Consider the following 21,767-nt stretch of genomic DNA (forward strand, 5'->3'; position numbering starts at 1 on the left):
CCATCTGCTCGTCGGTCAGCCAGTACAGGTCGCTCATCCTCGGTCTCCTCACGGAGCCCGAATCAGATCGAGCCGCTCAGATCAATGGGTCCTGACCCTAGAGCCGGTGGTAGCATTAAATAGAAACGGCCTCGAATTTGCGGTTCGCAAAGTGCATTGCGCTGACGCAAGCCCGCCTGGGCGGCAGCGGTCGTTTGACGTCGATCATATGGAGATCGGGGCCTTGGGGCCTTCCGGAAAGTAAACCTGGGTATCTCCCGCTGTTACCGTATCTGGCCTAGCTAAGAACTTGTAAACGGTGCCTCGGGAGATGTTGAGCTGACGCGCAATATGTGCGGGCTTCATGCCTTCGGCGATCAGTTTACGCACTGCGTCCGGATCGATACGCGGCTTGCCGCCCCTGTAAACGCCCCTCGCCTTCGCTGCTTCGATACCTTCAAGTTGCCGCTCGCGTCGGAGGTTCGTCTCGAACTCTGCAAATACGCCCAGCATGTCGAGAAACGCCTTTCCGGCCGCCGTGCTTGTATCGATCGGTTGTTCCGTTGCTTTGAGCGCGATCCCCTTACCCTTCAACTCATGCACAATATCTTGCAAATCTTTCATCGACCGGGCGAGCCGGTCGATACGGGTCACTACCAAGGTGTCGCCTTTGCGAAGAAAGTCTAGCAGGACTTGCAGCTCGGTCCGCGCGCCGCGCTCGCTTCCCGATTTCTTTTCGGACCGGATGGTCTGGCAGCCTGCGGCGCGCAGCGCGGTTTCCTGAATTCGGAGATCCTGCTCTGAGGTCGATACGCGGGCGTAACCAAAAAGCGTCATATAAAACCTCTTTTGTTCAATCAGGCTCTAGACCATATGAACGGTGTGTTCAATATCTATGCAAGTGACCCTGATTGAACGGAGACACTGTTCAGTTCAGTCTGTTCACTCACGGTATACCCGGATTGACGCCAAGCGTGACTTCCCGCCCATTTTGATAGGTGACGGAAAACCTCCGGATTTTGGTTTCTATACAGTCGGACAAAGCGACAGGGTTTGTCGCGTGTGCCACGCATAGGTTGGGGCAGCCCCGGTCGCCTAACCTACCGCCTGACGACAATCGTGTGTTTTCCGTCACTCTAAGCTTTCCCGTTTTCCCATCGAAATTCGCAATTTCGAGAATTTCATTTCGGGAACAGATTTTGGGAAAGCGAAACCCGCCTGTGGCCGTCAGCCGGTCGGCAGTGCCGTTTCCCCGCCCCACGTTCCTTTACGGGAACGCCAATCAGGCTCTGGTTAGCTCAGTTTTGCGCGTGATAGTCCAATGCTCCAGTCGTTTGTAGACGATCACCTTGTCGCCGAGCAGATCTCCATGCCGGCGACAGAAAAGGTCGAGCTGATCGTGATCGCCGACCAGTTCGACACAGATCGTCAGATGCGGATCGGCAATTTCCGAGCCGTTCTCCCGGATCGATTCGTGATTGCTGAAGCCGTAATGGGTATTTTGCGCGACGGCGTTGATGATGCAGTCCGCCTTCGCGGTGCGAATCAGCTCACGATAGAGCGGCTTTGCCCCCCAGAAGCGACGCGGGCCGATCTTGTCGGACGGTTTTAGATAGATGCGCAGCATCCCGACTTCGCGGTGATGGACAGTGAAACGGTTGGGCATGACGGGCTTTCGACAGGAAACAGGATCAGGCGCGCGTGCGCCGGCGAGAAGCGCGGTGCGTGCGGGCATCGCGCAGGGTCGCGTCGGGTGTGAGGTGTGCGGCAGGTACCTTTGGTACAGCGACGCGCTGCGACAGGTAGATGCCGTTGTGGCCTGAGCAGAGGTAGGCGACGAAGCACGCGACTGCGATCGGCACGGCATAGGTCGCGCCAAACAATTCGATCCCCATGAAGGTGCAGGCAAGCGGCGTGTTGGCTGCACCCGCGAACAGCGCGACGAAGCCGATCGCCGCGAACACCCCCGTCGGCACTCCAAATACGGGCGCGAGCGCATTGCCGAGCGCCGCGCCGATGAAGAACAGCGGGGTCACCTCCCCGCCTTTGAAGCCGGCACTTAGGGTGACGACGGTGAAAAGCAGCTTCAGCGCCCAGCTCCACGGGTACGTATTGGAGCCGAAGAAGCTGGCAATGGTCAGGCCACCCGGCGTTGCCGCCAGCGTGCCTAGGCCGAGATAATCTTGCGTGCCAAATAGCCAGACCAGCGCGATCACGGCCAAACCACCGATAACGGGTCGTAGTGGGCCATAGGGTATCACGCGCTTCAGCCATCCGCCGAGCGCATGGTTGGCCTCTGCAAAGGCCAGCCCGACCAATCCGAATACGACGCCCGCGAGGCTGGCTTTTGAGACGAGCGACGCGTCGACCGGCACCATCGCATCGACATGGTAGGCGCCGTGATGAATGCCCCAGGAAAGACAGGTCCAGTCACCCACCAGTGCCGCGACCAAGCATGGTACTAGCGCACGATACTCGACCCGGCCGATCGCCAGGACCTCCAGCGCGAAGACCGCGCCCGCGATCGGCGTCCCGAAGACCGCGCCAAAGCCCGCCGCGATTCCGGTCATCAGCAGGATGCGTGTCGCTTCCGCATCCAGCTTGAGTGCGCGGCCGAAGCCGCTGGAAAGGCTGCCGCCCAATTGCACGGCGGTGCCTTCACGCCCCGCCGATCCCCCGAACAGGTGCGTCACGACCGTGCCGAAGAAGATGAGCGGGGCCATGCGCAGCGGCACACCGCCCCCCGGTTCATGGATTTGCTCGACGATGAGGTTGTTACCGCCTTCGACCGAGCGCCCTGTCAGATGGTAGAGCAGTCCGACCATGAACCCGCCGATCGGCAGCAGGTAGAGCAGCCAGGGAAAGGCAAAGCGAAGCCGGGTCACGGCATCGAGGCTCCACAAGAAGGCCGCGCAGAGCGTTCCCACCGTTGCGGCCATCGGGACCAGGATCAAAGCCCACCGCAGCACCGACATGGCATGGGTGCGGCGATCGCGAATGAACGCTGCCATGTTGAACTGGTCGTAGAGATTGCGAAATGTCGCGCGCACGATTCCTCCTTGCTGCCTTGCGGCGCTTGGTAGGAATCATCGGCCCTTGCGAGGGCGGTTCGGCCGAATGGCCCGGCGGAAATCCATCGCCGTGCCCGAGCATATGATGTCCGACGGCGACCTGGTCAACCAACCGCAGGGTTGCGAAGGGACCATATGTCTTGGTGAAGATCGATAAAATGACTGCACCCATGGAATAAACCCCGACGGGCGTCGTCTACGCTTTCGAGACTGATGCGCCGGAGGCTTATGCGTAGACGAAATTGGATGCTGGGTCTGACTGCTTCGGCCATGCTCACCGGCGCAGTCGCGGCCGCCCCCGCCGATGGCTACGCCAGCATGGTATCTGCCGCGATGGACCGGATGATGGCGGGCATGATGGTCAAGCCGTCCGGCGACGTCGACCGCGACTTCGTCGCAATGATGCTTCCGCATCACCAGGGCGCCATTGATATGGCGGTGGCAGAGCTGCGCTACGGCCATAACGAGCAGCTCAAGCGCATTGCGCAGGAGATCATCATCGATCAGCAGCAGGAGATCGCCGCCATGAAGTTGGCGATCGGTCAGCCGCTACCCCCTTCGACGCCAGCCCCGACGCAGGGCGGCGACCACCACAGCCATATGGAGCACTGACATGATCCCGACCTTCCTGCGCTCGGCCGCCTTGCTGATGAGCGCCGCACCGGGCATTGCCATGGCCCAGCAGGCGCCGTGGAACGCCAAGGACGTGCCTGTCAGCCACCGCGACCGCGTCTATGCATCCGAACAATTCTCCAACACGGTGTCGGTGACGGACCCGGCCGACAACAGGTTGCTCGGCGTCATCAAGCTCGGCGATCCGCAGCCGATGAATTTTTCCCCGCTCTACAAGGGGCAGGTGCTGGTTCACGGCCTCGGCTTCTCGCCGGACGGGAAAACACTGGCGGTCGTGTCGATCGGATCCAACGCCGTGTCGTGGATCGACACCGCCACCAACACCGTCAAGCACACGACCTATGTCGGGCGCAGCCCGCATGAGGCGTTCTTCACGCCGGACGGCAAGGAGGTGTGGGTTACGGTACGCGGCGAGGATTACATCGCCGTGCTCGACCCCACGACGTACAAGGAGACCGGTCGCATCAAGACGCCCGGTGGTCCGGGCATGACGATCTTCTCTCCCGATGGCCGATACGGCTATGTCTGTTCCTCGTTCAATCCGGTGCTGGCCGTGTTCGATGTCTCGACCCACGCGCAGGTCGGACAGGTGGCGCAGCCGAGTCCGTTCTGTCCCAACATCGCCGCGACGCCGGACGGCAAGCAGGTGTGGTTCACGCTGAAGGACATCGGCAAGACGGTCGCATTCGATGCCAGGCCGCCTTTCGCGATCCTCAAGGTGCTGGATACCGGACCGATCACCAATCACGTCAACTTCGCCCGCACGGTCAGGGGACAGTTCGCCTATGTCACGGTGGGCGGGGAAAACGCGGTGAAGGTGTTCCGCACGTCCGACTTCGCGCTTGTCGCTACCATCCCGGTCGGCAAGATGCCGCACGGCGTCTGGCCATCGGGCGACGGCCGGCGCATCTATGTCGGGCTGGAGAATGCCGATGAACTTGCCGCGATCGACACCGCCGGCAACAAGGTCGTTGCCACCGTGCCGGTCGGACAGGCACCGCAGGCGATCGCCTATGTGCCGAACGCTATTCCGACAGGCCCCGGCACCGACAATCTCCAACCGCTCGGTACGGCAGGCAAGGCGGTGCATCTGAACATGGGGCCAGTTGGAGGCAATGGTGCGGCAAGCAGCATTACCCTCTTCGACCAGGGCATCATTCAGGTCGTGCAGAGTGCCGTTACCGGTTTGCAGCCCAAGAAGCCTTATATGCTCGTGCTCACCGCCAACGCGGACGGCAGCGGTGCGGTAGAGCCGCTTGCGAACTTCATGAGCAATCCGGCAGGTGCGGCGATCGTCAACGCATCGGGTCCGATCCGGCAGATCGTTCAGGGCAGTGCAGCGGCCCCCCGGCGCTTTCTGGCGGTCGCCGAGGTAGTGAATGGCGCACCGGGCCGCATCGTGCAGGTGCAGCGCGACTGAGATGGACCCGCTTGCCGCCGCGATCGAGCCCCTGGTCCCCGGTCTGCGCCGTTATGCCCGGTCGTGGTTGCGCGATCGGGCGATGGCGGATGACGTGGTGCAGGATTGCCTTGAGCGCGCGGTCGGGCGCTGGCGGCAACGACGCGGGACGGAGGTTCGCCCCTGGATCTATGCGATCCTGCACAATCTGTTGGTCGACCATCAGCGGCAGCATAGCCGGCGAGGTACGGCGGTTCCGCTCCACCTCGTGGACGACGCTGCGCTCGGCCACCCGGCCGATCAGGACGCAGGCCTGCACCACCGAGACCTGTTGCGCGCACTTGATGCGTTGCCCGAGGAGCAGCGGACGGTGCTGCTCCTCATTTCCGTCGAAGGTCTGTCATATGGGGAAGTCGCTGCCGTCGTCGGCGTGCCGCTGGGAACGGTGATGTCGCGCATATCGCGGGGGCGCGACCGTCTGGCGACGCTCCTCCAGGAGGATGAACGGCCACGATTAAGGAGTATTCGATGACCAGCCCGATCGGAGAAGACGATCTGGCCGCGTGGATCGATGGCAGGCTGTCGCCCGAGCGGCAGCGTCTGGTCGACGCTTACCTTGAAGGCCAGCCGGACGTGCATGCCCGTTTGCGGGAGCAGGCGGAGCAGGCGCGAGCCCTTGCGTCCCTGTTCGCTCCCATCGCGGAGGAACCGATCCCGGCGACGATGCGCGTCGCAGCCATCAGGGGACGGCAACGCCAACCGCCTTGGCAACTCGCCATCGCCGCGTCGCTTCTGCTGGCGGTCGGATTTGGCGGTGGTTGGTCGAGCGCGCGGTGGAGCGGCGAACCCCACGCGGGCATCGCGGCGCTGGCCAATGAGGCGAGCGACAATTTCCGTGTCTATGCCGCCGACCGGATCCGACCGGCGGAAATCGGCCCCGACCAGCGCGCCATGCTGATCCGGTGGACCTCCAGCCGATTGGGTGAGCGCGTGACCATCCCGGACCTTAGCACAGCGGGTTACCGCTATGGCGGGGGGCGATTGGTCGCGACGCCCCACGGCCCTGCGGCGCTGCTCCTCTATGATGGACCGCAAGCGTCGAAGCTCGCGGTGCTGACGAGGCCCATGCAAATCGACAAGAGCGCAAGCATGACCAGCACGTCCAGCGGGACCATGGGCCGGGTCACATGGGCGGTCGACGGGATCGGCTATAGTGTGGTGGGGGAGCGCCCCGCTGCCGAGCTGCATCCGATCGCCAACGAGGTCCGGCGCCAGGCCGATGCGGCGCTTGTGTCCTGATAGCGCGTGGCCGGTTCTCAGCGCGACAGGCACTGGGCGGACCAGCGGGATCACGGCTTGCGCTCGGCATCCTTCCGGTCGGCCTCTGCCGGAGTCAGCCTGGCCCGCTCGCGAATGCGACGTTCGAGCGGAGCGCCGACGAACAGTACGAGCATCGCAAGGCTCAACCCGCCGATGATGAGCGGCCACACCGCCAACCCTGCTGCCGCGCCGATCGTGGCTGTCACCCAGATGCACGCGGCGGTCGCCAGTCCATGCACTTCCTGACCTTGGCCGACCCGCAGCACCGCACCGGCACCGATGAAACCGACGCCAGACAAAATGCCCTGCATCGCCCGCCCTGCGGCATCGGCGTTCACATTCGGCAAGCCACTGTGCACGATCGCCTGCACGGCGATGCAGCTCGCCAGACCGACGAGGCCCAGCGTCCGCAAGCCCATGATCTGCCGGTTCTCGCGCGAGCGTTCCCAGCCGAGCACCATCCCAGCCGCGGTCGCCACCACCAGCCGCCCGATCGCGTCGATCCAAAAGCCGAGGTCCGATGCCGCTGATGCTTCGATCATTCGACCAGCACGTGCACATGATGCCAGGCGGTGCACAGATAGCCGGCGAAGTTCCACATCGTATCCGGCCGCTCGGGCTGACCCTGTCCAGTCTCGTCGAAGGCGCGCACGACAAGGTGCTGGCGCCCCTTGACGAGCGTGGCGTCGAGGGTCCAGCGCCGCCAACCCCAGTGCGCCTCCGGATCATCGGTGAACGTCGCCTGTTGCCAGTCGCGACCACCGTTTATCGACACTTCGACCCGAGAGACGCGGCGATCATAGGCGATGGCATAGCCCTCGATCCGCACCTCCCCGGCCGGCAGGCTTTCGCCAGAGCCGGGCACGCAGATCGCGGCGTTGAGCGGCATGGCATTGATGGTCAGACCCTGGCTCCAGTCGACGGTGTCGCTCGTCACATCGGCAGGAAAGAGCTTGTAGTCGTGCGCCTGGATCGGTGCGTCGGATGGCGTGTCGCGCACCTCGATCCGTGTCAGCCATTTGGCGCTCCGCACCCCGGCATAGCCCGGCACCACCATGCGGAGCGGTGCGCCGTGTTCGGGCGTCAGCGGCTCGCCGTTCATCGCCCAGGCAATGAGGACGTCGGGTTGCCGCGCCTTGTCCATGGCGATCGAGACCCCGAACAATGCTTCCTCGCCTTCGACGTCCACCTCGTCCGCGCCGGTGAACGCCACAAACAGGTCGGACGCATCCGGCGCACCGACGGCATCCAGTAGGTCGGACAGTCGTACGCCGGTCCATTCCGCATTGCCGATCGCTCCCACGTCCCAGGGGTCGCCGGACGTTTTTGCGACCGGCTGGAGATCCGTGCGCCGGTTGCCGGCGCACTGGAGAACTGCCGTCACCGTCCGCGTGGCCAACGCGCTCTTCAATTCCTCCACCGAGAAGGAGCGTCTTTCCATGCTCATCCCGCTGACCTCGATCCGGTGATCGGCAGGCAGATCAGGCACCGCACCATGGCTGCGCACGTAGAACAGCGCCTGCGGCGTCAGGAACCGCTCGATCAGCGCGCCGGGCGTCGGCTCGGCGTTGTAGGGCTCGGATTTGCGCTCGATCATATCAGTCATGGACGAACCAACGCCGCAAGCGCGCGGATCGCTTCAAGTCTTCAAGACTATCGCAGACGAAGGATTACCGATCGTTCCGGTATCCAGATTGAAATAAACAGATCAAACGGTTGGTCGTATCGATCAGAGTGCGCGATATAAGCTGCATGACCTTGGAGCAGCTCAGAATCTTTGTCGGTGTCGCCGAGCGCGAACACGTCACCAAGGCAGCGGAGGCGCTGAACGTCACGCAGTCTGCTGCGTCCGGCGCGGTCGCGGCTCTGGAGGCGCGCTACGGGGTTCCTCTGTTTCACCGTGTCGGGCGTGGCATCCAGCTGACCGAAGCAGGCCGCGGCTTTCTGGAGGAAGCGCGCGCGGTGCTGGGGCGGGCAGCGCATGCCGAGACGATGCTGGCGGACTATGCCGGGCTTGCCCGTGGTTCGTTGCGGATCGTCGCAAGCCAGACGATCGCGAGCTACTGGTTGCCGGCAAAGCTCGCCGCCTTCCACGAACGCCACCCGCAGATCGCGGTCGAACTGGCGATCGACAACACCGAAGGTGCGGCAGCGCAGATCCTGAGCGGCGCGGCGGAGCTCGGTTTCGTCGAGGGCGAGGTGGACGAACCGGCGCTCGCCCTCTGGAATGTCGGGCGTGACCCGATGGTGCTGGTCGGCCGTGAGGACGCCGGGCGCGTCGACGAGGACTGGCTTCGCGCTGAACGCTGGATCGTCCGCGAGCAGGGTTCGGGCACGCGCTCGACCTTCGAGGACGTGCTGCGAACGCGCGGGTTTGATCCGGCCCAGCTGACGGTAGCGATGACGCTGCCGTCCAACGAGGCGGTGCGTACCGCGGTCGAGGCCGGTGCCGGCGTCGCCGTATTGTCGCGATTGGTCGTCGCTCGTGCGTTGAAGGCGGGCGATCTGGTCGAGCTGCCGCTGGGGCTGCCCGATCGCGCCTTCCACGCGCTGCGCCACAAGGAACGCTATCGCACCCGCGCGGCGGACGCGCTGACGGACCTTATCAAGGAGCAGGTCGCATGACTGCCAAAACACCTCCGGTCCTGACCGGCCTCAAGCCGCTCAGCCGGCTCGACCATCCGCGCGAGATGATCCGCCAGTTCACGCCCAACTGGTTCGCCGCGACCATGGGCACCGGCATCCTCGCTCTCGCGCTGCCGCAGGTGCCCGGCATCGGCCCCGCGCTCAAACCGATTGGCGAGGTGTTGTGGTTCTTCAACATCGCGCTCTTCATCCTGTTCGCCGGTCTCTATGGCGCGCGCTGGGCGATGTTCGGGCATGAGGCACGGCGCATCTTCGGCCACAACACCGTGTCGATGTTCATCGGGACCATTCCGATGGGCTTGGCGACGATCATCAACGGATGCCTCGCCTTCGGGATCGTGCGGTTCGGTAACGGCATCGTGCCGGTCGCACACGTCCTGTGGTGGATCGACGTCGCCATGTCGCTCGCCTGCGGCGTGTTGATCCCCTACCTGATGTTTACCCGCCACGAGCACAGCCTGGACGGCATGACCGCGGTATGGCTGCTGCCGGTCGTCGCAGCGGAAGTGGCGGGTGCCAGCGGCGGGCTGCTCGCGCCGCATCTGGTCGATCCCCACGCGCAGATCGTGACGCTCGCGACCTCGTATGTGCTGTGGGCCTATTCGGTGCCGGTCGCGTTTGGCATCCTCGCTATCCTGATCCTGCGCATGGCGCTCCACAAGCTCCCGCACGAGAGCATGGCGGCATCATCCTGGCTCGCGCTGGGGCCGATCGGCACCGGGGCGCTGGGTATGCTGGTGCTTGGGGCGGATGCGCCGGCGATCCTCGCGGCGCACGGGCTGGTCGATGTCGGTACCGTCGCGCAAGGGATCGGCGTCGTCGTCGGGCTCTGCCTGTGGGGTTTCGGCCTGTGGTGGCTGGCGCTCGCGACGCTCATCACCATCCGCTACTGGCGCGCCGGCGTCCCATTCAACCTTGGCTGGTGGGGCTATACCTTCCCGCTCGGCGTCTACACCGTCGCCACCTTCCGCCTCGGTACGACGCTGAACCTCGGCTTCTTCGGTATCGTCGGCACGGTGCTGACGATCGCGCTCGCGGCGATGTGGCTGCTGGTCGGTGCCAAGACGCTCGCCGGAGCATGGCGCGGCAACCTGTTCGTCTCGCCCTGCATCGCTACCCCGAACTGATCCACCCTGATGATCGGATCAGTCGGTCCGATCACTTGCAGAACGCCGCTTCGATCCGCCAGCGTGGCTGGCCACAGGAGAGCCTTGTCATGGACAATTTTGACGCCGCGCTGGCGAGTAAAACCAGCCGTCGCCGCTTTCTCAGGCGTACGGCGCTCGGCACCGCCGGCCTTGCCGCAGCACCTGCGCTGGCGCAGCAGCTCGTCGACCTGAAGCTGCCTGGCGGCAATGCCGAGCGGCCGATGACCAGCGCCTTTCCTGGCAAGGGCAGCATGATCCTTCAACGCATCCATCCTCCGCTGTTGGAGACGCCGATGGACGTGTTCGACAAGTCGGTGTTCACGCCCAACGACCAGTTCTTCGTTCGCTGGCACTGGGCCGACATTCCAACCTCGATCGACGTCGAGAGCTTCCGCCTCAACGTCTTCGGCCACGTCAACCGACCGCTGTCGATCAGCCTTGCCCAACTGCTGCGCCTGCCGCGGGTCGAGATGGCGGCGATCAACCAGTGTTCGGGCAACAGCCGTGGGCTGTTCCAGCCCCGGGTCGCCGGCGCGCAATGGGGCAACGGCGCGATGGGCAATGCCAAATGGCTCGGCGTGCGCCTGCGCGACGTGCTGAACCTCGCGGGGGTCAAGGCAGGCGCGGTACAGGTGCGCTTCGGCGCGCTCGATCAGCCGGTTGTGGCGGGCGCCCCTGACTTCGAGAAGGCGCTCGACATCGACCATGCCCGCGACGGCGAAGTGATGATCGCCTTCGGCATGAACGGCGAGCAGCTGCCGCTCCTCAACGGCTTTCCCTGCCGGCTGATCGTCCCGGGCTGGTATTCGACCTACTGGGTCAAGATGCTGAACGCGATCGAGGTGCTGCCCGGCCCTGACGACCAGTATTGGATGGCCAAGGCCTACAAGATACCGGCGACACCCGGCGCGAATGTCGCGCCCGGTGCCAAGGACTTCCCGACCGTGCCGATCAATCGCATGATCCCGCGCAGCTGGATGACCAGCCTGCCGGATGGCCAGGCGATCGCCTATGAAGCGTCCATCCCGGTTGGCGGGATCGCGATGGGCGGCGACTGCGGCGTCGCCAAGGTCGATGTCTCATCCGATGGTGGCCGCACCTGGTACAGGACGACGCTCGGAGCGGACGAGGGCAAGTATAGCTTCCGGCGCTGGGATGGTCGCGTGCCGCTTAGGCGCGGTCCCAACCCCATCATGGTGCGCTGCTGGAACGCCAACGGTGTCGCTCAGCCGATGAAGCCGATCTGGAACCCAGGCGGGTTCATGCGCGGCAATATCGAGACCACCACCATCATCGCGGCCTGAGGAGCGAGTAGCATGAAGACCCCGTCTCCCGGTATCATGGCCGCTGGCCTGATCGGCCTGACCGGCATTATCCTCGTCTCGATCGGGGCGCCGAGCAGCCGCAAGGCGCCTGCCCCGATCTCCGAGACATCCGAGCCGGCACCGCCCACCAGCGTCTCAGCCCGCGGCTTTTCGCTCGCCTCGACCAGCGTCGACCTGCCGGTCGACGAAGCGACCTATCCCGATGGTCCGCACGCCAACGTCATCAACGCCAACTGCACTTCGTGCCACTCGGCCAGCATGGCGCTGACCCAGCCATCGCTATCGGCGGATCAGTGGAAGGCGACCGTCACCAAGATGCGCAAGGTGTACAAGGCCCCGGTGGCCGAGAAGGACGTCGACGCGATCGTCGCCTATCTCATCGCTATGCCGAGCCAGAAGGCGGCACCCGCGACAGGCAAGGCGCAGGATCCCGACCCCAAGGCGGCTCCCGGTGTCTCAGGTGGAACAGGCTAACCGATCTACTTCCATAATCCCGAAATACCATCGTCTTAGAAAAGCCGTTGGGAGACGATCCGTAAAAGCAATACGTCCGTCAGGTGGTTTGTGGGACCGGATCAGCCCGTGCCTGTCCAAAGCGCGCATAGAGTGTTGGCAGCACGAATAGAGTCAGCAACGTTGCGGAGATCAAGCCGCCTATCACGACCGTAGCAAGCGGCTTTTGCACTTCCGCCCCCGCGCCGTGCCCGAGCGCCATTGGGACGAACCCCAAGGATGCAACGAGCGCTGTCATGGCGACGGGGCGGAAACGGGTCAGAGCACCCTCCCTCGCCGCCTGCGCCCGCGCCATACCCTGCCGCATCAACTCCTGAATCGAGCTAACCATCACCAGCCCGTTCAGCACAGCCACACCCGACAGCGCAATGAACCCGACAGCGGCCGAGATTGAGAACGGCATGCCGCGTAACACGAGCGCGAGAATGCCGCCCACCAGCGCCAGAGGAACGCCGGTAAACACCAGGGCCGCGTCGCGGACGCTGCCGAGAGCACCATAGAGCAGCAACATGATGACCGCGAAGCAGATCGGGACGACGATCGTCAGCCGCTCGCGCGCCGCAGCCAGATTCTGAAACTGACCACCCCACTGGAGGTAGGTGCCGGGAGGGAGCGTGACTTGCGCGTCGATCGCGGCCTGCGCGTCAGCCACCACGCCAGCAACGTCGCGACCGCGGACATTGGCCTGCACCACGACGCGGCGCTTGCCGTTCTCGCGGCTGATTTGGTTTGGACCATCCCCGACAGCAACGTCCGCGACGCTCCCCAGAGGGACGTAGGAGCCGTTGGGCGTAGGAATAGGTATCTGCCCGATCGCCTGTAGGTCAGCCCGTGCGGTTTCCGCCAGGCGGATCACGACCGGGAAGCGCCGATCGCCCTCGAAGATCATGCCCGCCTCACGACCGCCAATCGTCGCGGCAACGGTATCTTGCACGTCGCCGGCAGTGACACCAACACGCGCCATCGCATCGCGGTTCGGCCGAATATCGAGCAGCGGCAGGCCCTCGGTTTGCTCAACTTGCACATCAGCCGCACCACGGATCTTGCGGAGGACTGCCGCAATTTGATTGGCGGTCGCGTTCATCTGCCCGAAGTCATCCCCAAACACCTTGACCGCCAAGTCTCCACGGACGCCCGCGATCAGCTCGTTGAAGCGCATCTGGATAGGCTGCGTGATCTCGTAGCCATTGCCGGGAATGGTCTTGAGCTTCTTTTCAAGGCGCTCGACCAGCTCAGTCTTAGGCAGGCTGGGATCAGGCCATTCGTCGCGTGGCTTGAGGATCACGAACGTGTCCGTCGCATTGGGCGGCATCGGATCGGAGGCGATTTCGGACGTGCCGGTACGCGAGAACGCGAAGCGAATTTCCGGCTCGCGAGCGATCATCTTCTCGACTGCAAACTGCATCTTCTGGCTCTGATTGACAGAGGTGCCCGCAGGCCGCCACGCCTGAACAAGGATGTTGCCTTCATCAAGCTGAGGCAAAAACTCTTGGCCCAGCGTCGAGAAGGCCAGGACAGCTGCTACCACAGCCACAACCGCAGCGCCGATCGTTATGCTCGGGCGTCGCATGGCGGCATCCAGGCCGGGTTCGTAGCGCTGTTTCAGCACTGCGATGACCCGGCTTTCCTTCTCATCCACGCGTCCGCCAATCCATGCCGCGATGGCGGCAGGGACGAATGTCAGGGACAGGATGAAGGCGAACACGAGCGCGATGATGACGGTAAGCGCCATCGGCTCGAACATCTTGCCTTCGACGCCCGAGAAGGTGAGCAGCGGGGCATAGACAAGGATGATGATCGCCTGCCCGTACACCGATGGGCGGATCATTTCGCGCGCGGACGCGGCGACGATCGCAAGCCGCTCCTCTAGCGAAAGGCGTTCGCCCAGCTCGTGTTGGCGTTCCGCTAAGCGGCGCAGGGCATTTTCTACAATGATGACTGCGCCATCGACAATCAGGCCGAAATCGAGCGCGCCGAGGCTCATTAGATTGGCCGACACCCCGGCACGTAGCATGCCGGCGCTGGTCAGCAGCACCGTGACAGGAATAACCAGGGCCGCGATCAATGCCGCCCGGATATTGCCGAGCAGCAGGAACAGCACGACGATGACCAGCACCGCGCCCTCCGCAAGGTTGCGGCCGACAGTCGCGATCGTGGAGTTCACGAGGTTGGTGCGATCCAGCACCGGCTTCACGATGATATCGGCCGGAAGCGAGCGGCTGATTGTTTTCAGGCGATCGGACACAGCCGTGGCGACGGTGCGGCTATTCTCGCCGATGCGCATGACAGCTGTGCCGACCACGACCTCGTGACCGTTTTCGGAAGCGGAGCCGGTGCGAATGCCGTGGCCTGCTTTGACGGTCGCGACCTGATCGAGCGTGATGGGGACGTTTTCGCGGGTCGCCACGACCGTCCGCGCCAGTTCGTTCGCGGTTCGCACGCGCGCGTCGGAGCGGACGAAAAGGCCCGCGCCGTTACTGTCCACGATGCCCGCGCCGATGCTGCTATTGCTGCGCTCCAATGCGGTCGCGAGGTCCTGTATCGTGAGGCGCAGCGCGGCTAGGCGTTGAAGGTCGGGCATGACGAGATACTGGCGATCGAACCCCCCAAGGGAGTCGATGCCGGCGACGCCGGCCGTACCCCGAAGTTGGGGAGCAACGATCCATTCCTGAACCGTATGCAGGTAAGTGGCCTTGTCATCTTCGCTGACCAAGTGCTCGCCTTCCGGCGTGATATAGCTGCCATCACGTTGCAGCCCCGGTTCCCCGTCGCGATGCCGGACCTTGTCCAACTCGCGAAGCTCGACCGTCCACATGAAAATATCGCCAAGGCCGGTAGCGATAGGCCCCATTTCCGGCATGATGCCTTGGGGTAGGCGTTCCTCCGCTGAACGCAGCCGTTCGGCCACCTGTTGGCGGGCAAAATAGATATCAGTGGCATCGGAAAATACGGCGGTAATTTGCGCAAAGCCGTTCCGGTTGAGCGAGCGCGTATATTCCAGACCCGGTATGCCAGCGAGCGAGGTTTCGATCGTAAATGATACTTGCCGCTCGATCTGATCGGGCGACAGAGAGGGGGCCATCACGTTGACCTGAACCTGATTGTTCGTGATGTCAGGGACGGCATCGATCGGAAGGCGTTGCAGCGCCAGAGCACCCACCAGGGCCGCGATCCCGGTGAAAAGCAGGACGAGCCAGCGGCGCTCGACCGCGAAAGTTACAAGACGGCCGATCATTGGATCAATCCATGTCCATTTCGCCGCCCTTGCCGAGTTCGGCTTTGAGCGTGAAGCTATTGGTGGTTGCGATACGCTCGCTGCCGGTCAGGCCAGAGGTGATGACGACCTGATCGCCGTTGCGACGCCCTGCCTGCACCGGAACGGCCTTGAAGCCGCTAGGCGTGCGCACGAACACGACCATCTTATTCTCTACCGATTGGACCGCCGTGGACGGCACAGTGATACTGTGATCCCCGATCGAGGGCAGCAGGATCGAGGCCGTGACGGGCTCCCCTACCCGCCAAGTGCCGCCCGCATTATCGAGGGAAGCGATAACCTGAACAAGCCGCGTGGTTTCATCGAGAGCGGGCGACACGAAGGTCACGCGACCTTCCTGCCTGCGGCCGGCCGAGGTGACTTCAACGCGTGTTCCAGGCTTTACCTTGCCGGCGTCAGCCGGTGAGAGTGACGCAGCGATGGTCACGCGCGAGAGGTTGGCGACCCGGTACAGCTCGCCGTCTGCCGCAACCGTCTGACCGAGCGTCGCCGATCGAGCGATGATCTGACCGGAAAGGGGCGAGCGGATCGCCACACGGTTCAGCGCACCCCCGCTCCCGCCTGTGGCCGAGAGCTGCTGTTGGGCGAGGCGGACCGCAATGTTGGCTTCGGTGGCAGCAGTTCGAGCGGCGATGAGATCCTGTTCCGGCGAGACGCGTTCAGCAAACAGACGTTGCTCACGGCGCAGGTTCGATTGTGCGAGCGCAGAGCGCGCGCGCGCGGCTTCAATCTCGGCGTTTAATGAGGCGGCCTCGCGACTTTCAATGATCGCAAGCGCATCGCCACGGCGCACCGATTGCCCGAGGTTACGGGTAAGGGAGACGACACGACCGCCGATCGTCGCGGATACGACCTGCACCCCTTGCGGATCACCCTGAACCAAGGCCGGCAGCTCGATTGCGCCGGCAACGCCGCCAATCGCAGGCCGACCAACTTCGATCCCGGCATCCGCGATTTGCTGGGCCGAAAGGCTTACGGCGTCTTTATCGGCAGGTTTGCCGGCTTCGCCTTTCTCGCCTTCGCCCTTTTCCATCCCTTCCATGCCGGCCATGTTGTCGGCCTTCTTTTCCCCGCCCCCGCCACAGGCAAGCAGCGTCAGGGGAAGCAGAGCGGATAGTACGACCCGCGCGCCGGTCTTCGTCATCATTGGTCCTTCGCCAGTTCGGGAGCGGCAGCGGTCAGCCGCTCAAGCCGGGCCTTTGCATCATGGTAGGTCGCCAGCGCATCGATCGCGGCCGTGCGGGTTTCAGACAGGGTGCGTTCGGCGTCGAGAAGATCGAGTTGGCCGAACTTGCCTTCACGGTAGCCGATGCGGGCAATGCGCGCGGCTTCCGTCGCTGCTGCCAGGACCGGCCCACCCGTGGTTCTAGCGGTCGTCGCGGCATTTGCCACTTCCGCTTCCGCGCTGGCTATCGACTGCCCCGCATCCAGCTCAGCCGCGCGTCGCATCGCGTCCGCCTGATCGCGTTGCGCCCGCGCCTGAACGACCGACGCCCGGCCGTTGTTGAACAGTGGAAGCGGTATCGAGAGGCCGACGACCGCAGCCATATCGTTCGACGCATCGAGCCGGCGTGCGCCGGCATTGACGGTCACGTCGGGGATGCGTTGGGAGCGAGCAAGCCGCACTTGCGCATCTGCCGTCGTCACTGCGGCTCGCGCCGCAGACAATGCCAGCGTGCCGCCCGGACTGGCCGCGATCGAGGGGCCGTAACCTTGCACGCGATCGAACCAGGCAACGTCGAGCGGGCCGGTTACGGGCTGACCAATACGCCGGGCGAGATTGCCCCGCGCGACTTCCGTCAGGCGCTGCGCACGTTCAACCGCAGCTTCGGCATTGATGCGCAACACGTCGGCACGCTGTTGCTCTAGCGGCGATGCCCTGCCCGCGCGTACCCGAATGCCCGCCGCGCGGGCCGCCTCCCCGGCAATGCCGGCTTGCTCGCGCGCAGTCGTGATGCGACGCTCGGCTGCTACGGCTTCGATATACGCCTGTGTTACAGCGAGCCGAATATCGGCCGTAGCAATAACCAGGGCGAGCCGAGCTTGCTCCCCTTGTGCGTTGGCAACACCGACCCGCGCGGAACGCTTGCCGCCAAGCTCGATAGGTAGAGCAACACCGACTGTAGCTTCCGCGCTACGAAGACCGCGATATGCCCCCGAACCCCCAAAATATTCCAGACCGCCATTCAGCGTAGGGTTAGGGCGCAGCCCCGCTATATCGCGCGCCGCACCTGTTGCCCGAACGCCGGCCTGCGCTGCTTCTAGCGACGGTGCTGACGCTTCCGCCAACGCCAGTATTTTTTCTAGCGTCAGTACCGGGGTGACCGTCGCTTCGGAACCGGTTTGCGATTGGGCGTGCGCTACGCACGGAACGACGGCGACGACCGCGATCAGGACGAAGGGCAACCGGTGCCGGAGCTTCATAGGGTAAGTCATTATGACGACGGCCTTGCCGTTGATTGGAGTTCGCGCCGCGCATTGCGGATAATTTCGTAGGCCGAATGCAGGAACAGGAGCGCGATGACGCCGGCAACGACCAGATCGGGCCAAGCCGCACCGGTCCAGCCAACAAGGGCGGCTGCGATGATCACCGCAACATTGGCAATCGCGTCGTTACGGCTGAACAACCAAATAGCGGTGACGTTCGCATCCCCTTCGCGAAATCGCGATAGAACTAGTGCAGCCGTCACGTTCACTATGAGCGCAACGATCCCGATAGCGCCCATCAATTCGGCTTCTGGCGCAATTGCATTCATCGCACGCCAAAGGGCGAAGGCGATGACACCTATCCCGAGCGCGCCAAGGAATATGCCCTGTGTAAGCGCAACCTGAGAACGGGCACGAGCGGTCCATCCCAGCGCAATCAATCCGAGGAGCGAGATGCTGCCGTCCCCGATGAAATCGAGGGCATCGGCCTTCAATGCCTGGCTGTCGGCAAGGAACCCCCCGACGATTTCAGCCAGACCAAAGCCCAGATTAAGCAGAACGACGATCCACAATGCGCGCCGATATGCGGGATCGCGCTCCGCTCGTTTGGTATCACCGGAACAACCGCATGAAGAGGATTCACTTGCACTCATATCGTGCCTCTACGATCTACAGTCACTGTAGGAGCAAGCGGTTTCTAGTGGAGTGGCAACGTGTTGATGATCGGCGATTTGGCAAAGCGGACAGGGACCAAAATCAACACCATCCGATTCTATGAGGAAATCGGCCTCATGCCCGAAGCGCTCCGCACGTCTGGAGGCCGTCGCACCTATGGAGAGGGGCAGGTTCGCCAGCTTGGCTTCATCCGCCATGCCCGGGAACTAGGATTTTCAGTAGATGAAATCCGATCGCTTATTGCCCTGTCTGCCGATCCCGATCAGGACTGCAACCAGGCCGGCGCCATCGCCCGTCGGCATCTCGCCAGCGTGGAGGATCGTATCACACGCCTTGTCGCGCTTCGCGACGCATTGAGTGCTGCAACACGATCCTGCGATGGCGGACGCATCGCCGACTGCCGGGTAATGGAAGCGATTACTGCCGTGCCCAACTAATGCCACGGTTGAACGAGGATAAATATTTCTCTCATGACGCGTGCGACGCGGCTTGGGATGCTTGGGTGTTCCCATTTTTTAATCGTTTACGGACGCGCTGGTAAGCGGCCCGTTCCATTCTTGGATAGCTATGTAGTCGATCAGTAGCCGTGGCGTGGCGGCGTATCGCAGCCGGCTAATAGATAGGGGCGGTTGCCCGCCCCTATCTAGCTTTTAGCCGTGCTTCATGCCGCCCTTGGCATGATCGCAGCAGTCAGCAGCCTTGGCTTTTGCGCCATCCTTGCAGCAGTCCGCACCGTCCTTGCAGCACGCCATGTCGGCGCAGCAATTGGCGACAGCGGCGAATGCGCCAGTCGACAGGGTGAGGGCGAAGGCAGCGCTGATGAGCTTGAACTTGGTCATGATATTCTCCGAAATTTACGTGTGATGGTGTTCGACGTCACACGGTTTGCGGAGGGGGTGTGGCCGGAGCGTATGCCATGCCCAAAAGGCCGGTCTGTGGAGCCGGCCAAGGCGATAGACGGGAGGACGGAACCAGCCCGACATGCTCTACGGTTTCGCCGGCAACCGCAACGCACGGTATGGCGCAGGCCGACGCAGGGGCCTTTTTGATGGGAGCGCCTGCTGATTTGCTGGCGCAGTCCATCATAGCGGACGCAGCCGGAGGCGCGGCCATCGCCATCGTCTCGCAGAGCGGGCCAAGCCGGACCAGCAACATCACCGCCAGGACGAAAAACGCCATGGAATGCAATATCTTGGAGAGTGGGCGAGCCCGGCGTTTCATTGGATGCGTCTAGAAGCCCACTCAGTGATGCACAATGTCGAAGGTGGCAGAGGATGGCGCTAGGCTGGTTTTCCCCTTTTATCTCAGATTCCCGATTCACCATCCTTTTCGGGAACGGGCGGCTGCATCAGGGACGTCCGCTAATGCCGTCTGCCTTCCCGATAGCGGACAGGCTGCTTTCCTCCTCAACCCAGACATTCCCGAATTCGATTGGTTGTGGGAACGCTCGCGCGAAGATCGACAATCCCGCGATCTGATCGCTACGAAGGGCTATGTCCGTGCCCAGCCACTATAAGAGGCAGCGCCCGTCGTCATATCGATCACAAAGGTGTCACCGCCGATCCGGCTTGCATAAAATCGTCCTTCGATATTGCTGATGGCGGAGAAGGTGTCGGTCGCGGGGCGGGTCGCATCGAACTTCCGGTGCATGTCGTCCGTCGCGCCTGGTTCCGGTGCGATCTGCCAAACGGGCCGGTTGCCGGCGTCGAACAAGAACACCTCTCGCCCCCAGATTTCGCGGTGAATGACATCCCTCGTCGGATACGCTTCGAATAGAACCAGACGCCCCGAGCCGGGCACCGGTAAGATCATTCCGATAGGGTAAGACTGCACAGCCTGATCCGATATTCTTGTTCCACACACCACAATACGAGGCAGCGGTTAATTCCTCAAACTCGATCCTTTTCGGGAAAAGCTGAGCCCCGCAATGTCGGCTAATGCCACCTGCCTTCCCGAAAGCTGCCGTTCCGCTCCCCTCTCCCATTATCGCCGTTCAGCGGCCGGATGTGCGGAAAACCCGGTCGTAATCATAGTTGTGCGACAAACAGGTGATTCCGGACGGTCGTCTCTCGATCGACGCAAAATGCCGTCGCTAATTCCAATTGGCGATTATCATGTGTTTTCCGACAGTTCGCGGCGGGCAGCCGGCGCTCAAACGCGGCCGTGCCGTTTCCGCCCGATTGCGGACGTTTGTTGTATCGTTCACGTTGGTAGCAGGGTCAGCTAAGAGGCGATCGAAAATGAGCTACCAGACGGACCGTCGAAGCCGGACGCGAGCCATTGCCGTGTACGTGACGCTACCGATGATAGGCGCGGCGCTGGGCTTTCTGGTAAGATTCGGCGTGATTACCGATCATCTCCTCTGGTAGCGGGACCCTACGGTCGCTCAAATGTCCGCTCTCCTCTTCCTTCCCGACGCGCCCTGCTCACAGTCACAAGTAACCGTCTAGCGGAACTGAAGGTGGACGGTATTCGCTACCTATAAATCGTTGGTTCTCGGCGACTGAGAGACATGGTGCTCCCGCGTTATTTTCGGAGCTCTAATGTCGGTTTTTTACTTCGAGATCGCTGATGCCAAGCCGAACATTCCGTGCGTAGGTGAGAATCTTCCCTCTCTCGCGGCTGCTCGCTGCTTTGCGCTGAAGTATGCGGCGCTGTTGCTATGTGATCAGGAAGACGTGTTCTGGGAGGGTGAGGAGTGGGTAATGACGGTGACCGACGCAAACCGCCTAACCATGTTTACGATTATGATCTGCGCGACGGCAGCACCTGCTACATTGAACCTCAAGAAACTGATCTGAGAGGTCTGCAGCCCTAGGCGTATATCTCGTCGAGCCTCCAGAAAGCCGCCCGTCCGCTTTCCTTCCCGTTATCGGCATTCAACGACCAAACGTGTGGAAAGTCGGGTCGTCACCACGACTGGGCGACAAACAGGTGATAGCGGACAGGGTGCCAGGCACTTCGACGACCCCGGCCTGTCGCAAACATACCGTTTTCCGACACCATGAAGATCATCGGTGTTCTTGTTTTACCCCGAGGTTGCTGGAGTTGCTCAATACCCCTGTCGGAAAGGTTGTGTTTTCGGACAGCGCAGGGCGAGCAGTCGGCGATGAGAAGCAGCAGGGCCGTTTTCGCCCACTTGCAGGCATTCGGGGCTTATATACGATGAGCAGATGCAGCGCCGCGTCCTATACCTCATTCTCATGGTCGGATTGCCGGTACTGGTCGGACAGTTCGCATTCGACTGGATCAACAGCGACTTAGGGTCAGGACCCATTGATCTGAGCGGCTCGATCTGATTCGGGCTCCGTGAGGAGACCGAGGATGAGCGACCTGTACTGGCTGACCGACGAGCAG

At 62.9% G+C, this 21,767-nt stretch carries 21 protein-coding genes and 1 riboswitch; of the genes, 10 read left to right on the forward strand and 11 right to left on the reverse strand.

Annotated features, from left to right (window positions below; all coding sequences use genetic code 11):
- Nucleotides 1–204: 204 nt before the first annotated feature.
- The 3 genes from ASE75_RS04170 to ASE75_RS04180 form a co-directional block, all read right to left on the reverse strand.
- Nucleotides 205–816 (reverse strand): recombinase family protein, encoded by a 612-nt coding sequence (locus tag ASE75_RS04170; protein ID WP_055929489.1) that lies wholly within the window; start codon nucleotides 814–816, stop codon nucleotides 205–207.
- A gap of 445 nt (nucleotides 817–1,261) precedes the next feature.
- On the reverse strand, nucleotides 1,262–1,714 hold the full coding sequence (locus tag ASE75_RS04175; protein WP_235512508.1) for a DUF190 domain-containing protein: 453 nt from the start codon (nucleotides 1,712–1,714) through the stop codon (nucleotides 1,262–1,264).
- Nucleotides 1,671–3,029: a voltage-gated chloride channel family protein gene (locus ASE75_RS04180; RefSeq protein ID WP_041394249.1), complete on the reverse strand. Its 1,359-nt coding sequence runs from the start codon at nucleotides 3,027–3,029 to the stop codon at nucleotides 1,671–1,673. The genes ASE75_RS04175 and ASE75_RS04180 overlap by 44 nt, the downstream gene beginning before the upstream one ends.
- Before the next feature lie 23 nt (nucleotides 3,030–3,052).
- Nucleotides 3,053–3,129: riboswitch (Fluoride riboswitch) on the reverse strand.
- Nucleotides 3,130–3,296: 167 nt separating this feature from the next.
- Here ASE75_RS04180 and ASE75_RS04185 point away from each other — a divergent pair.
- From ASE75_RS04185 to ASE75_RS04200, 4 genes are read left to right on the forward strand one after another with little or no spacing between them, the layout of a single operon-like run.
- On the forward strand, nucleotides 3,297–3,662 hold the full coding sequence (locus ASE75_RS04185; RefSeq protein WP_229668351.1) for a DUF305 domain-containing protein: 366 nt from the start codon (nucleotides 3,297–3,299) through the stop codon (nucleotides 3,660–3,662).
- Between the two features lies 1 nt (nucleotide 3,663).
- A complete protein-coding gene (locus ASE75_RS04190) occupies nucleotides 3,664–5,103 on the forward strand; it encodes a YncE family protein (protein WP_041394247.1) in 1,440 nt (479 codons plus the stop codon).
- 1 nt (nucleotide 5,104) lies between these two features.
- Complete coding sequence (locus tag ASE75_RS04195) at nucleotides 5,105–5,614, forward strand: RNA polymerase sigma factor (protein WP_041394245.1); 510 nt, start codon at nucleotides 5,105–5,107, stop codon at nucleotides 5,612–5,614.
- Entirely contained in the window at nucleotides 5,611–6,381 is a 771-nt protein-coding gene (locus ASE75_RS04200) for an anti-sigma factor family protein (RefSeq protein WP_052075881.1), read from the forward strand. Before ASE75_RS04195 ends, ASE75_RS04200 begins: the two co-directional genes overlap by 4 nt.
- Nucleotides 6,382–6,431: 50 nt before the next feature.
- Here the strand turns inward: ASE75_RS04200 and ASE75_RS04205 are convergent, their stop codons facing one another.
- Together ASE75_RS04205 and ASE75_RS04210 are read right to left on the reverse strand one after the other, a co-directional pair.
- Entirely contained in the window at nucleotides 6,432–6,944 is a 513-nt protein-coding gene (locus ASE75_RS04205) for an MgtC/SapB family protein (RefSeq protein WP_052075880.1), read from the reverse strand.
- Complete coding sequence (locus tag ASE75_RS04210; protein WP_041394301.1) at nucleotides 6,941–8,008, reverse strand: sulfite oxidase; 1,068 nt, start codon at nucleotides 8,006–8,008, stop codon at nucleotides 6,941–6,943. The genes ASE75_RS04205 and ASE75_RS04210 overlap by 4 nt, the downstream gene beginning before the upstream one ends.
- A gap of 146 nt (nucleotides 8,009–8,154) precedes the next feature.
- On the opposite strand from ASE75_RS04210, the gene ASE75_RS04215 reads away from it, so the two are divergent.
- The 4 genes from ASE75_RS04215 (at nucleotide 8,155) to ASE75_RS04230 (ending at nucleotide 11,995) form a co-directional block, all read left to right on the forward strand.
- On the forward strand, nucleotides 8,155–9,027 hold the full coding sequence (locus ASE75_RS04215; RefSeq protein ID WP_041394299.1) for a LysR family transcriptional regulator: 873 nt from the start codon (nucleotides 8,155–8,157) through the stop codon (nucleotides 9,025–9,027).
- Complete coding sequence (locus ASE75_RS04220; RefSeq protein WP_041394297.1) at nucleotides 9,024–10,175, forward strand: TDT family transporter; 1,152 nt, start codon at nucleotides 9,024–9,026, stop codon at nucleotides 10,173–10,175. The genes ASE75_RS04215 and ASE75_RS04220 overlap by 4 nt, the downstream gene beginning before the upstream one ends.
- Before the next feature lie 89 nt (nucleotides 10,176–10,264).
- A complete protein-coding gene (locus ASE75_RS04225) occupies nucleotides 10,265–11,500 on the forward strand; it encodes a molybdopterin-dependent oxidoreductase (RefSeq protein ID WP_041394295.1) in 1,236 nt (411 codons plus the stop codon).
- 12 nt (nucleotides 11,501–11,512) lie between these two features.
- Nucleotides 11,513–11,995, forward strand: a complete 483-nt coding sequence (locus ASE75_RS04230; RefSeq protein WP_041394294.1) for a c-type cytochrome — start codon at nucleotides 11,513–11,515, stop codon at nucleotides 11,993–11,995.
- 79 nt (nucleotides 11,996–12,074) lie between these two features.
- Here ASE75_RS04230 and ASE75_RS04235 read toward each other — a convergent pair whose 3' ends face one another.
- The 4 genes from ASE75_RS04235 to ASE75_RS04250 are packed head-to-tail and all read right to left on the reverse strand — an operon-like array spanning nucleotide 12,075 to nucleotide 18,388.
- Nucleotides 12,075–15,269 carry an efflux RND transporter permease subunit gene (locus ASE75_RS04235; RefSeq protein ID WP_041394292.1) on the reverse strand — a complete coding sequence of 1,065 codons (3,195 nt, stop codon included), beginning with the start codon at nucleotides 15,267–15,269 and terminating at the stop codon, nucleotides 12,075–12,077.
- Between the two features lie 4 nt (nucleotides 15,270–15,273).
- On the reverse strand, nucleotides 15,274–16,455 hold the full coding sequence (locus ASE75_RS04240; protein WP_156340141.1) for an efflux RND transporter periplasmic adaptor subunit: 1,182 nt from the start codon (nucleotides 16,453–16,455) through the stop codon (nucleotides 15,274–15,276).
- Nucleotides 16,452–17,732, reverse strand: a complete 1,281-nt coding sequence (locus tag ASE75_RS04245) for a TolC family protein (protein WP_055929498.1) — start codon at nucleotides 17,730–17,732, stop codon at nucleotides 16,452–16,454. The genes ASE75_RS04240 and ASE75_RS04245 overlap by 4 nt, the downstream gene beginning before the upstream one ends.
- Before the next feature lie 11 nt (nucleotides 17,733–17,743).
- Nucleotides 17,744–18,388: a cation diffusion facilitator family transporter gene (locus ASE75_RS04250; protein ID WP_041394289.1), complete on the reverse strand. Its 645-nt coding sequence runs from the start codon at nucleotides 18,386–18,388 to the stop codon at nucleotides 17,744–17,746.
- 66 nt (nucleotides 18,389–18,454) lie between these two features.
- On the opposite strand from ASE75_RS04250, the gene ASE75_RS15055 reads away from it, so the two are divergent.
- Nucleotides 18,455–18,847 carry a MerR family transcriptional regulator gene (locus ASE75_RS15055; protein ID WP_081974598.1) on the forward strand — a complete coding sequence of 131 codons (393 nt, stop codon included), beginning with the start codon at nucleotides 18,455–18,457 and terminating at the stop codon, nucleotides 18,845–18,847.
- A gap of 213 nt (nucleotides 18,848–19,060) precedes the next feature.
- Here ASE75_RS15055 and ASE75_RS04255 read toward each other — a convergent pair whose 3' ends face one another.
- Both ASE75_RS04255 and ASE75_RS04265 read right to left on the reverse strand, forming a co-directional pair.
- Nucleotides 19,061–19,249 carry a hypothetical protein gene (locus ASE75_RS04255; protein ID WP_041394287.1) on the reverse strand — a complete coding sequence of 63 codons (189 nt, stop codon included), beginning with the start codon at nucleotides 19,247–19,249 and terminating at the stop codon, nucleotides 19,061–19,063.
- 652 nt (nucleotides 19,250–19,901) lie between these two features.
- The gene (locus ASE75_RS04265; RefSeq protein WP_055879890.1) at nucleotides 19,902–20,222 is read right to left on the reverse strand and encodes a hypothetical protein; all 321 of its coding nucleotides are present in this window, start codon (nucleotides 20,220–20,222) and stop codon (nucleotides 19,902–19,904) included.
- 731 nt (nucleotides 20,223–20,953) lie between these two features.
- Here ASE75_RS04265 and ASE75_RS04270 point away from each other — a divergent pair.
- Complete coding sequence (locus ASE75_RS04270; RefSeq protein WP_055929495.1) at nucleotides 20,954–21,211, forward strand: DUF6894 family protein; 258 nt, start codon at nucleotides 20,954–20,956, stop codon at nucleotides 21,209–21,211.
- The last annotated feature ends 556 nt before the right edge of the window (nucleotides 21,212–21,767 follow it).

The organism is Sphingomonas sp. Leaf17 (genome assembly GCF_001421505.1).
In the GTDB taxonomy this organism is placed as follows: Bacteria; Pseudomonadota; Alphaproteobacteria; order Sphingomonadales; family Sphingomonadaceae; genus Sphingomonas.

Excerpts from the sequence above, each read along its gene's own strand:
- ASE75_RS04170 (WP_055929489.1), bottom strand. The coding sequence starts at position 816 with ATGACGCTTTTTGGTTACGCCCGCGTATCGACCTCAGAGCAGGATCTC.
- ASE75_RS04175 (WP_235512508.1), bottom strand. The coding sequence starts at position 1,714 with ATGCCCGCACGCACCGCGCTTCTCGCCGGCGCACGCGCGCCTGATCCT.
- ASE75_RS04185 (WP_229668351.1), top strand. The coding sequence starts at position 3,297 with ATGCTGGGTCTGACTGCTTCGGCCATGCTCACCGGCGCAGTCGCGGCC.
- ASE75_RS04190 (WP_041394247.1), top strand. The coding sequence starts at position 3,664 with ATGATCCCGACCTTCCTGCGCTCGGCCGCCTTGCTGATGAGCGCCGCA.
- ASE75_RS04195 (WP_041394245.1), top strand. The coding sequence starts at position 5,105 with ATGGACCCGCTTGCCGCCGCGATCGAGCCCCTGGTCCCCGGTCTGCGC.
- ASE75_RS04200 (WP_052075881.1), top strand. The coding sequence starts at position 5,611 with ATGACCAGCCCGATCGGAGAAGACGATCTGGCCGCGTGGATCGATGGC.
- ASE75_RS04205 (WP_052075880.1), bottom strand. The coding sequence starts at position 6,944 with ATGATCGAAGCATCAGCGGCATCGGACCTCGGCTTTTGGATCGACGCG.
- ASE75_RS04210 (WP_041394301.1), bottom strand. The coding sequence starts at position 8,008 with ATGACTGATATGATCGAGCGCAAATCCGAGCCCTACAACGCCGAGCCG.
- ASE75_RS04215 (WP_041394299.1), top strand. The coding sequence starts at position 8,155 with ATGACCTTGGAGCAGCTCAGAATCTTTGTCGGTGTCGCCGAGCGCGAA.
- ASE75_RS04220 (WP_041394297.1), top strand. The coding sequence starts at position 9,024 with ATGACTGCCAAAACACCTCCGGTCCTGACCGGCCTCAAGCCGCTCAGC.
- ASE75_RS04225 (WP_041394295.1), top strand. The coding sequence starts at position 10,265 with ATGGACAATTTTGACGCCGCGCTGGCGAGTAAAACCAGCCGTCGCCGC.
- ASE75_RS04230 (WP_041394294.1), top strand. The coding sequence starts at position 11,513 with ATGAAGACCCCGTCTCCCGGTATCATGGCCGCTGGCCTGATCGGCCTG.
- ASE75_RS04235 (WP_041394292.1), bottom strand. The coding sequence starts at position 15,269 with ATGATCGGCCGTCTTGTAACTTTCGCGGTCGAGCGCCGCTGGCTCGTC.
- ASE75_RS04240 (WP_156340141.1), bottom strand. The coding sequence starts at position 16,455 with ATGATGACGAAGACCGGCGCGCGGGTCGTACTATCCGCTCTGCTTCCC.
- ASE75_RS04245 (WP_055929498.1), bottom strand. The coding sequence starts at position 17,732 with ATGAAGCTCCGGCACCGGTTGCCCTTCGTCCTGATCGCGGTCGTCGCC.
- ASE75_RS04250 (WP_041394289.1), bottom strand. The coding sequence starts at position 18,388 with ATGAGTGCAAGTGAATCCTCTTCATGCGGTTGTTCCGGTGATACCAAA.
- ASE75_RS15055 (WP_081974598.1), top strand. The coding sequence starts at position 18,455 with ATGATCGGCGATTTGGCAAAGCGGACAGGGACCAAAATCAACACCATC.
- ASE75_RS04255 (WP_041394287.1), bottom strand. The coding sequence starts at position 19,249 with ATGACCAAGTTCAAGCTCATCAGCGCTGCCTTCGCCCTCACCCTGTCG.
- ASE75_RS04265 (WP_055879890.1), bottom strand. The coding sequence starts at position 20,222 with ATGATCTTACCGGTGCCCGGCTCGGGGCGTCTGGTTCTATTCGAAGCG.
- ASE75_RS04270 (WP_055929495.1), top strand. The coding sequence starts at position 20,954 with ATGTCGGTTTTTTACTTCGAGATCGCTGATGCCAAGCCGAACATTCCG.